At 67.0% G+C, this 6,048-nt stretch carries 7 protein-coding genes; 2 read left to right on the top strand and 5 right to left on the bottom strand.

What is annotated here, in order from left to right; genetic code table 11:
• Together ACE3UY_RS05515 and ACE3UY_RS05510 are read right to left on the bottom strand one after the other, a co-directional pair.
• Nucleotides 1-2,076: NBR1-Ig-like domain-containing protein (locus tag ACE3UY_RS05515; RefSeq protein ID WP_374686549.1), on the bottom strand; the 2,076-nt coding region annotated here is incomplete at its 3' end.
• Between the two features lie 101 nt (nucleotides 2,077-2,177).
• Entirely contained in the window at nucleotides 2,178-2,939 is a 762-nt protein-coding gene (locus ACE3UY_RS05510) for a hypothetical protein (protein ID WP_374686548.1), read from the bottom strand.
• A gap of 190 nt (nucleotides 2,940-3,129) precedes the next feature.
• Between ACE3UY_RS05510 and ACE3UY_RS05505 the strand changes: the two genes are divergently transcribed.
• Both ACE3UY_RS05505 and ACE3UY_RS05500 read left to right on the top strand, forming a co-directional pair.
• On the top strand, nucleotides 3,130-3,774 hold the full coding sequence (locus ACE3UY_RS05505; protein ID WP_374686547.1) for an MBL fold metallo-hydrolase: 645 nt from the start codon (nucleotides 3,130-3,132) through the stop codon (nucleotides 3,772-3,774).
• Between the two features lie 34 nt (nucleotides 3,775-3,808).
• Nucleotides 3,809-4,111 (top strand): hypothetical protein, encoded by a 303-nt coding sequence (locus ACE3UY_RS05500; protein ID WP_374686546.1) that lies wholly within the window; start codon nucleotides 3,809-3,811, stop codon nucleotides 4,109-4,111.
• Here ACE3UY_RS05500 and ACE3UY_RS05495 read toward each other — a convergent pair.
• The 3 genes from ACE3UY_RS05495 to ACE3UY_RS05485 all read right to left on the bottom strand — a co-directional run.
• Nucleotides 4,108-4,410, bottom strand: a complete 303-nt coding sequence (locus ACE3UY_RS05495) for an FmdB family zinc ribbon protein (protein WP_374686545.1) — start codon at nucleotides 4,408-4,410, stop codon at nucleotides 4,108-4,110. The genes ACE3UY_RS05500 and ACE3UY_RS05495 overlap by 4 nt on opposite strands.
• A gap of 230 nt (nucleotides 4,411-4,640) precedes the next feature.
• Nucleotides 4,641-5,744 (bottom strand): tRNA preQ1(34) S-adenosylmethionine ribosyltransferase-isomerase QueA, encoded by a 1,104-nt coding sequence (queA, locus tag ACE3UY_RS05490; protein ID WP_374686544.1) that lies wholly within the window; start codon nucleotides 5,742-5,744, stop codon nucleotides 4,641-4,643.
• A 1-nt stretch (nucleotide 5,745) separates the two neighbouring features.
• Nucleotides 5,746-6,048, bottom strand: a 303-nt coding sequence (locus ACE3UY_RS05485; protein WP_374686543.1) for a MazG nucleotide pyrophosphohydrolase domain-containing protein, incomplete at its 5' end; no start/stop codon positions are given.

Here is a 6,048-nt window from a genome sequence, read left to right as displayed (position 1 = left end):
GACGCGGCCGAACGCCTCCGGCGCGGTCATCGTCAGTGTGATTTCCATCTCCGCTCCCGGTTGGACGGGCATGCCCGAGGCCACCGCGGCCAGATCGAAGCTGGTGGTGGACAGCATCGGGTTACTGTTGGCCCCATCGGGCGCGTAGACCAACCGGAAGCCCTCGCCCCAGGTAGTGGGGCCAGTGTTGCGGAAGCGCCAGGTGTTGGTGAAGGTCGTCCCGGCCGGCACGGCATCGGCGTTGCTCAGTGTCGTGCCAAAAGACTTGAACTCCGCCTTCGACTGGTCGAGCGCCTCCAGTCCCTCGGCGGCCAGGGCCTCCAGCGCCTCCCGGCCGCGCGCCTTCATGTATTCGAAGGTATCGAAGACGTGGGGCTTCGGCCGCCCGTCGGCGGTCAGGATGCCGGAGTTGCGCAGCAGGTCGGTCCAGCCAAACCAGATGAGCACCGGCACGTAGCCGGCAAACTTATCGACGACCTCGTCCACCACCTCGCGCATGTAGACGCCGATGTCCTCGTAATGCTCCGGGCCGATGGGCGTGTCGTTGGCGACGCCGATCTCGGTGATCCACAGCGGCTTGTCGGGATAAGCCTGGCGGAAGCGGTTGAGCGAGTCGGCCAGCTTGCCGATGGAGCCGTAGTTGAACAGCGCCTTGCGCACGTAGCGGCCATAGGGGTGGACGGCCAGCGCGTCCACCGGCAGCCGCCCGCCCAGCCGCGCCTGCACCGCCCGGACGTACTTCAGCGCGTTGTCCGGCCCGGTGTTCAGCCCGCCGAGAACCACGACCGCGCCGGGATGGGCGCGGCGGATCGCCTCCTGCGCCTTGTCCAGCACGAGGGCGTACTCCTCGGCGCGGATGCCGATGGCCGAATGGTTGTCCGGGCCGCTGTCCTGCTCGTTGAAGATCTGGTAGGCCACCTTATCGCTGAACTCGGCGCAGACGGCGGCCACCCGGCCGCACGCCTTGGCGAACGTCTCGGCGTACTGCTCCCAGCCGCCGTTCTGCCAGGGGGCGTTGCCCCACTCGGTGTCCTGGTGCAGGATGATGAGCGACCGCGTGCCGGCAGCGGCGTAGCTCTGGATGATGGAGCGGTACTTGCGCTGGTAGGCCTCCTCCGGGCTGAGATTGAGCCGCGAGGCGAAGAAGACGAGGCGCACCCAGCCCAGGCCGCCCAGCCGATCCACGTCGAGGCCGTGGGCATCGGGGTTGATGTTCATACCGAACTCGACCCCGCCCAACTCCGACTCGCGGTTCTCCTCTTCAGCGACGGGCGACTCGCCGACGATGCCGATGCGCAGCCAGCGCACGCCGCCGAACGGCTGGCCGTCGGGCGTGGTCAGCTGCCAGTGGAAGGCGTAGGCCCCCACCGCCAGCGGGGCAACCAGGTCGAGGCGAATCTGAATCGTCTCGCCCGGCGCGACCCGGTCTTTGCCCGACACCTGTTGCAGCGAGTAGACCGGCTTGGCCCCCATCTCATCGCGCGACAACTGCGCCGTATCGGCCACGGGCTGATCGAGGTAGACGACGCGGAAGTCGCCTTCCCAGACTCGCGCGCCGGCGTTGCGCACCGTCCAGATGCCCGCGAACTGCTGGCCGGGCTGGAGGTCGTTGAAATTGCCGGCGCTGTTGCTGAAGCCCAGCAGGTCGTACTTCAGCGCCTCGGCCGCGGCCACGACGACGGCCCGCATCCAGCGTATAGGCCCGAAGCGCCGGCCGTCGGGCGCGGCCAACTGCCAGTTGGTGGCGTGGCGGCCGAGCGCCGCCGGCGCGTCGAACGTCAGGGTCAGGCTGACCAGCTCGCCCGGCCGCACCGCGGGCGGCGCGCCCAACTCGGCCAGGGTGTAAGAGGGAGCCGCGCCCAGCAGGGAGCGGTCGGTGTCGGCCGTCTCGGGGTGCGGCGTCTCGGAGTACACCAGGCGGTAATCGCCGCTCCAGGCCGTACTGCCGGCGTTGCGGAAAGTCCACGTCGCCCGGAAGGGCGCGCCGGCGGCCACACGGTCAAGGTCGATCTCAGCGACGAAGCCGGCCGCATCCGCCGCGTCCACATGTCCATTGGGATCCACGCTGTCGCTCATGGGTCAATTCTCCTCATTAGCGTGACATAGAGTTGCGCTAAGAAATCACAGAGTGGCACAGAGAGGCGCGCCACTCATTCTAGAGAATCCGCGCGGGCGTGTCAATCGGGCATAAGCGCCAGATCGGCGATTTCCAGCCATTGGCCCTTCTCTACCGGCAGCACGCCGGCCCGGAAGCGCCCGCGCGGCGTCAGGATGAGGTACTGATTGTCTAGCCAGCAGACGAAGCCGAGCGGCCCGCGCGGGCTGTGGACCGTCTCCAGCGCCAGCCGGCCGTCCACCCAGAAGCGGCAACCGTCGGGCCGCCACACCACCCGGTACTCGCGCCAGGCGCGTAGGTCGGCGGCCAGCGGGGCGAAGCTGATGCCCAGCCGGCGCTGCACGGCCGGCCACAGGCGGCGGCGAAGGGCGGCGAACTGGTTCAGGACCAGCACGGCCGGCGCGAGCGGGGCCATGAGCAGCGCCGCCGGCGCGCCCGCGTCCACCGTGGCCGCGAACCAGCCCCGGCCGGGCGGCTCCGGCGCGAAGGGCAGATCGTTGGGGTCGGAAGCGAAGAAGAACCAGACCGCCTGGGGCAGCGCCGGCCGGCCCACTGACGGGTCGCCGTAGGGCGCGTTCCAGAAGCCGAAGCCGGCCGTGCCGCGCAGCTCCCCGGCGTCGTGGGAGAAACGCGCCCGCAGGGCCATCGTCAGGCCGGGCCGGTGGTCGAAGCGCGCCCGGCCGCGCCCGGCGGTGCGGCCGTAGTCGTCGATCTGGGCGTTGGCGTAGCCCGCGCTCACCGGCGACAACGCCAGGCGCAGCGCGTCGCCCGCCGTCACGCGCCCCCCGTTCAACTGCGCCACGCGCCAGGCGTCAGGAACCATTCTTTGAGCCATCTGTTCCATGGGCTATAATACCAGCTTCTACGAGCGCCGACGCGCCGACCGAATTATCAGCCATTTACAGATAACTCACAGCCATAACCATAAACGCCGCCACGCCTCGCCAGCGTCGCGCTAAGAATCTGTGTAATCTGTGAAATCTGTGGATGCTTCTTCAAGGAGCAAAACGCGAATGGAGATCACCTGGTATGGCATGAGTTGCTTCCGCATCACGGAACGCAAGCAGGCCACAATTGTCACCGACCCCTATGCCGCGTCTGTCGGCCTGGGGGAGCTTAAGCTGAAGTCCGACGTGGTCACGATCAGCCACGACGCCCCCGGCCACAACTACGTCGCCGCCATCAGCGGCATGGAACACGTGCTGGATGGCCCCGGCGAGTACGAGATCGGCGGGGTGTTCATCAACGGTATCGCCACGCCCAGCCGCAACGGCAAGTTCAACAACATCGTCTACGTCTTCGACTACAATGGGCTGACCGTCGCCCACCTGGGCGACCTGGGCGAAGTCCCGTCGCAGAAGCAGATCGAGGATCTGGAACAGGTGAACGTCCTGCTCCTGCCCATCGGCGGCGGGAGCAGCCTCAACGCCGCCGGCGCGGCCGAGTTGGTGTCGATGCTGGAGCCGAACATCGTCGTCCCGATGCACTATCAAGTGCCCGGGCTGTCGCTGTCGCTCGATCCGGTTGACAAGTTTCTGAAAGAGATGGGCGTCACCGACCCCAAGCAGGATGTGAGTCTGAAAGTGGGCGGCGCCGATGGCCTGCCTCAAGAGACAAATGTGGTCATCCTGACGCCCAGGGCGATGTCCAAAGAGTGAGCGCCGGCCGCCTCAGGCGCGTGCGGAGAACATCATGGCAGCAAAAGTGATCATGCGGTGGAATGTTCGGCCGGACAAGGAGTCGGAGTATTTCGAGTTCCTCGTCCACGAGCTCATCCCGGCGATGAACAAAATGGGCATCACCGATATTCAGGTGTGGTACACGGCCTATGGCACGTGCGAACAGAAGATGGCCGAGGGGGTTGCTGACTCGACCGACGACCTGCTGCACATTATGCGCACCGAGGAGTGGGAGGAGCTAACGGACAAGCTGGAAGGGTTTGTACAGGATTTCAGCCAGAAGGTGATCCCGGCCACGCGGGGTTTTCAGATTTAGCCGGCTCCGGAGTCGCCAGCGGGCGTGGAACTGCTGGTGGAGGATGAGTCGCTGGCGGAGGAGGCGCTGCCCTCTTTAGTCTCCTTGCTTTTCGACTTGCCGCTCTTGCCGTTGACGCTGCTGGAGCGGTTGTCGGTCACGTAGAAGCCGCTGCCCTTAAAGACCACGCCCACCGAACTGACCACGCGGCGCGCGCGGCCGCCGCAGATGGGGCACTCTGTGAGGGGATCGTCCGTCATGCGCTGGCGAACCTGAAACTCGTGGTCGTTTTCGTTACACCGATAAGTATACAGTGGCATCTGTTGCATCCTCTGTCGCGTGCGGCTGTTCCCCGCCGACCCATGATTGTACCGGGCGGCCCACCCAACGGCAACCTCGTCTCATCCTATCACCCGCGCGTTAATATTCAGTTAGCGTGGGTATGAATAAAATGAACCACGGATTTTCACGGATTTGACGGGTGAACACGGATTGAACCCAAAGCTCAATCCGTGTTCATCCGTTGAATCCGTGTTTATCCGTGGTTCATTCATTCAATCAACATCGCATCGCCGAAGGAGTAGAAGCGGTAGCCCTCAGCTACGGCGGCGCGGTAGGCGGCCAGCATCCGTTCGCGCCCGGCGAAGGCCGACACCAGCATCAACAGGCTGGAGCGCGGCAGGTGGAAGTTGGTGATCAGCGCGGCCACGGCGCGAAAGCGATAGCCGGGATGGATGAACAGGTCGGTTGACCCCTCAAAGGCGGCCACCGGCTGCCAGGGGCACACGTTGGTCGTCTCGCCGGCCGCGTCGCGCGCGCTGATGGTTTGCAAGCTGCCGGTGATGCCCGCCGAGCGCAGCGCCGCCGTCTCCAGCACCCGCGCCGTCGTGGTGCCTACGGCCACGATGCGCCCGCCGGCTAGGTGGGCCTCGTTGATGCGCCGCGCCGCGTCGGATGTCAGCCGCGCCCACTCGCTGTGGATGACGTGCGCCGTCACCTCCTCAACGGCCACCGGCTTGAACGTGTCCAGCCCGACGTGGAGCGTACACGTCTCGAACAGCACCCCGCGCTCGCGCAGCGCCAGCAACAGATCAGGCGTGAAGTGCAGCCCGGCCGTCGGCGCGGCGGCCGAGCCGGCCGGGCGGGCGTAGATGGTCTGATAGCGCTCGGGGTCGTTCAGCGTCTCGTGGATGTAGGGCGGTAGCGGGGTATAGCCGAGCGCCTCGATCCACGCCTCGACCGGCGCGCTGAAGCGCAGCACGCGCAGCGACTCCGCGCCCAGACCGGCGACCACCGCCGTAATCCCGGCCGGCCGGCCGGCGTGATCCAGCAGGGTCAGCGCCAGTCCCTCCTCCACGCGCCGCCCGCCGGCCAGCGCCGTCCAGGTGTGGGCGTCGCGCCGCTCCAGCAGCAGCAGTTCCACCCGGCCGCCCGTCGGCTTGCGGGCAAACAGCCGGGCGGGCAGGACGCGCGTGTCGTTGGCGACCAGCACGTCGCCCGGTCGCAGGTACTCCACCAGATCGCGGAAGCGGCGGTGGGCCAGCGCGCCCGTGGCCCGGTCGAGCGCCAGTAGCCGGCTGGCGTCGCGCGGCTCCACCGGGTGTTGGGCGATGAGGCTGTCCGGCAGGCCGTAATCGAAGTCGCTGACCTTCATCTCAACCGGCCGGCTCGCCCGCCCCGCGCTCGGCCGGCCAGGTGCGGCCGAGGTTCTGGCGCATCTTCTCCAGATAGGCCTGCTCCAGATCGATGCCGGTGTAGTTGGCGAGCTTGAGGATGTAGGCCAGCAGGTCGGCCAGTTCGCCGCGCAGCGCGGCGCGGTTCTGCGCGATGGCCTCCTCCAGCGCCTCACCCGGGCCGCGGCCGTTGACCAGATGGCGCTTGCTGCCCGTCCAGACTTTGATCAGTTCCGTCGCCAACTCGCCGATCTCCTCGGTCAGCAGCAGGTAGTTGAAGAACAG

This window comes from Promineifilum sp. (SeqCode) (assembly GCF_041918635.1).
Taxonomy (GTDB): Bacteria; Chloroflexota; Anaerolineae; order Promineifilales; family Promineifilaceae; genus Promineifilum.
Note: the sequence above shows the minus strand (reverse complement) of the source record. Positions and strands in the feature narration are given on the sequence as shown.

Coding starts and splice junctions, on each gene's coding strand:
- ACE3UY_RS05510 (WP_374686548.1), bottom strand. CDS start 2,939: ATGGTTCCTGACGCCTGGCGCGTGGCGCAGTTGAACGGGGGGCGCGTG.
- ACE3UY_RS05505 (WP_374686547.1), top strand. CDS start 3,130: ATGGAGATCACCTGGTATGGCATGAGTTGCTTCCGCATCACGGAACGC.
- ACE3UY_RS05500 (WP_374686546.1), top strand. CDS start 3,809: ATGGCAGCAAAAGTGATCATGCGGTGGAATGTTCGGCCGGACAAGGAG.
- ACE3UY_RS05495 (WP_374686545.1), bottom strand. CDS start 4,410: ATGCCACTGTATACTTATCGGTGTAACGAAAACGACCACGAGTTTCAG.
- queA (WP_374686544.1), bottom strand. CDS start 5,744: ATGAAGGTCAGCGACTTCGATTACGGCCTGCCGGACAGCCTCATCGCC.